This window comes from Bacillus sp. DJP31, from assembly GCF_049310945.1.
In the GTDB taxonomy this organism is placed as follows: domain Bacteria; phylum Bacillota; class Bacilli; order Bacillales; family SA4; genus Bacillus_BS.
Window position 1 is genome coordinate 1 of the sequence record NZ_JBMERO010000072.1, and the last position, 2,900, is coordinate 2,900.

Sequence of the window (2,900 nt, forward strand, 5' to 3'; positions counted from 1 at the left end):
ACCAACTAAAGTACAACGATTAAAATATTATCGTGATGCGAGCGGAAACCCGATCAGCTTTAGCTTAGATGAAGTGGTGTATTACTATCAGTTCAATGCACGTGGAGATGTTATCGCGATTACTGATGCGGCAGGGAATATCAAAGCCACCTATGATTACGACGAGTGGGGGAATGTCGTCAATATCACGGGTGACAAAGCATTAGCTGAAGCCAACATTTATCGCTATGTAGGTAAATACGGTGTCATGTATGACAAGGATACAAACTTGTATTTCATGGGTTGGAGAGACTACGATCCAACAACTGGTCGTTTCATCACGCCAGATGAGTATGAAGGAACTGAGGAAGATCCGACTTCACTAAACCGTTACCTGTATGCAGACGCAGACCCAGTTAACAACATTGATCCAGATGGACATGCGCCGAAGTGGTTGCAAAAAGGGTGGAAGGCGACAAAAAAATACAGCAAGTCGGCTTACAACCTTGCGATTGGTGATGATATCAACACCTTAAGGAATCCAAAAGCAAAATGGTATCAAAAGGCAGGAGCTACTCTTTCCATTGCAAGTAACTTTGTACCTGGTGCAGGTCAAGCAAAATGGGCAGTAAAAGGTGCAGTTGCAGGGGTTAAATATGGGAAAAAGGCTAAGAAGGTTCAGAAGTTTACAGCTTCATCATTAAAGTCAGAAAAGAAAGCTCAGTCGACTCCTAAAAAGGCCGTGATATCTAAGCCTAAGGGTGCTGGTAATGCTACAGGATATCACGCTACTAAACCGGAATACGTTCAATCAATCTTTGATAATGGTTTGAAACCATCAAGAAGTGGGAGAATAGGCTCTGGAGTTTATGTCGCAGATACACCACAAGGGGCAATAGCAGAATTTAAACATTATTATCCTGATTTAGAACCTGCTATTGTAAAAGTTCAATACGCACCTGGTAAAAATGCTGACTTAAGACCACACCAAAATGATGTTTTTACACCTACCTATGGACAAGGGAATCGAATTGCTAATAGAACATCCTACGATTCTATTACATTCCAATCTCAAAGAGGTGGAACAGCAAATACTGTAATTAGAAATGGCTCTGCCATACCTATTAAATAATGAAAGGAGACTTTATGATAAAAAGGAGAATTAGAGGCGTAAAGAAAACTATTAAATGTTTAGATTGCAACAAACTAGACACATATTACATCACCACTAAAGATAATCTATATCAATGTAAGTGTTGCAATGAAATGTACTTTGTAACTGAAATGGACTTAATATATGGAGACTTAGAGTTAATAATAAAAGATGGAAAATGTGTAAACTGCAGTAGGTCATTAGACAAGTGCTTGGTAAAATATAAAGGTATGTTATCTTGTAACGATTGCAACACTAAAGCAAAATTAGTTGACGAGCAAAGAGATACTTTACTGGAGTTCTATGACCTGTTTTCATAACCAAAACCATAGATGAATAACACAAAAGAACCTTGATTGGCTAAGTGCCTTTCAAGGTTTCTTTTTGTGTGGGGCTACCCTACACAGTACCGTATAAACGGCTTGCTATACAGATAGTATACATAACCTCTGTAATCTCTATACAATGTTTTAACGAATTATTCAGTACGTACAATCATTATAAAAAGTATGTCCTATTCATTGCTTTTTACTTTCAGTAAATAAGCATAATATCATCAGTTACCACCGTTTTCATTCTCAAATCTCATATCTTCGCTTTCTCCCTTCTTTTGAAATTTCGCAGCTCTTGACGTACATAGAGCGATTAGTATAACAAGAGGCTACTCTACCTCGATTAACTCCTGAATGTCGATGTCTAACACATTGCACACTTTTTCTAATGTGGATAGGTACACTCTGTCTACATTGTCTGAACAAAGATGGCTAATGGTATTAGGGCGTAGCCCTGTTATTCGTGCCAATTCACGTTGTGAAAGGTCACGTTTTTTCAGAATTTCTTTAAGTTTGATTGATATTGGCATGGTATTTCCCTTCCTTATTCGTATTACTTTTACGATACACAAGAAATTTGTATCGGTAAAGGGGCTGAATGTATCGCTAAAGCCGCATACAATGAATTTATTACTAAATAGCGTCTAAGCGTTACGTTAATCTCGATTAGCGTAACGGAGGGGGGAAATAAGATGAATGTGATTGGATATATTCGAGTATCAAGACAAGGTCAAGCAAGAGATGGATATAGTCTTGAGTACCAAGAAGATGAAATCAAAGCGTATTGTCAGTCACATGGATATACGAACTTATAAGCATTAGAAGAACTCTCTTAAGGCGTTTTTTTAGGGTCTACCCAGTGCTGAATATACCTTTTCTGATATAGAGAACAAGTGTAATCCTCGAAATCCCTATATGGTGCGTTACCAAATTATTCAGTACGTATATTCACTTTAAAACTTATGCCCTAATAATTGTTTTTAACTACACGGCACATTTATAAAATCATCAGTTACCACCGTTTCCGTTCTTCAAAACCTAGCCTTCGTTTTCTCCCTACCTTTTAGATGTTTCGCAACTATTACGTACATACAACGATTACTATGGCAAGAGGACTACTCCACCTCGATTAACTCCTGAATGTCGATGTCTAACACTTTACAAACTTTTTCTAATGTTGATAGATAAACTCTGTCCACATTGTCTGAACAAAAAATAAGTGGTGCCAGGCACCATCCACCATCGCCAAGGTTACGGCACCTGGAATTGAAACCTCGCTTACGTATAACGGAGGTTCAAAAGTTAAGACAATTAAGGGCATAAACCGAGGAAATAGTTCTTCTATTATCAATCTAGAGTATCAACACTCTGCAACCGACCAGATTACTCAAATCTCAGAAAACGGTGCTGTCAAGAAGAAGTACACCTATACCCCG

The 2,900-nt window shown here is 38.1% G+C and carries 3 protein-coding genes and 1 pseudogene; 2 read left to right on the forward strand and 2 right to left on the reverse strand.

Annotated features, from left to right (window positions below):
- On the forward strand, positions 1–1,111 hold a 1,111-nt coding region (locus ACOI1C_RS22355; RefSeq protein WP_422512841.1), incomplete at its 5' end, for an RHS repeat-associated core domain-containing protein.
- A 682-nt stretch (positions 1,112–1,793) separates the two neighbouring features.
- Here the strand turns inward: ACOI1C_RS22355 and ACOI1C_RS22360 are convergent.
- Positions 1,794–1,994 (reverse strand): helix-turn-helix domain-containing protein, encoded by a 201-nt coding sequence (locus ACOI1C_RS22360; RefSeq protein WP_422512842.1) that lies wholly within the window; start codon positions 1,992–1,994, stop codon positions 1,794–1,796.
- A gap of 162 nt (positions 1,995–2,156) precedes the next feature.
- On the opposite strand from ACOI1C_RS22360, the pseudogene ACOI1C_RS22365 reads away from it, so the two are divergent.
- Positions 2,157–2,276: pseudogene (locus tag ACOI1C_RS22365) on the forward strand (recombinase family protein); the annotation flags it as partial.
- Positions 2,277–2,579: 303 nt separating this feature from the next.
- Here ACOI1C_RS22365 and ACOI1C_RS22370 read toward each other — a convergent pair.
- Positions 2,580–2,750 carry a helix-turn-helix domain-containing protein gene (locus tag ACOI1C_RS22370; RefSeq protein WP_422512843.1) on the reverse strand — a complete coding sequence of 57 codons (171 nt, stop codon included), beginning with the start codon at positions 2,748–2,750 and terminating at the stop codon, positions 2,580–2,582.
- Between the last annotated feature and the right edge of the window lie 150 nt (positions 2,751–2,900).

What these genes read in the sequence shown, in the direction of transcription:
- ACOI1C_RS22360 (WP_422512842.1), bottom strand. Translation starts at nt 1,994, where the DNA reads ATGCCAATATCAATCAAACTTAAAGAAATTCTGAAAAAACGTGACCTT.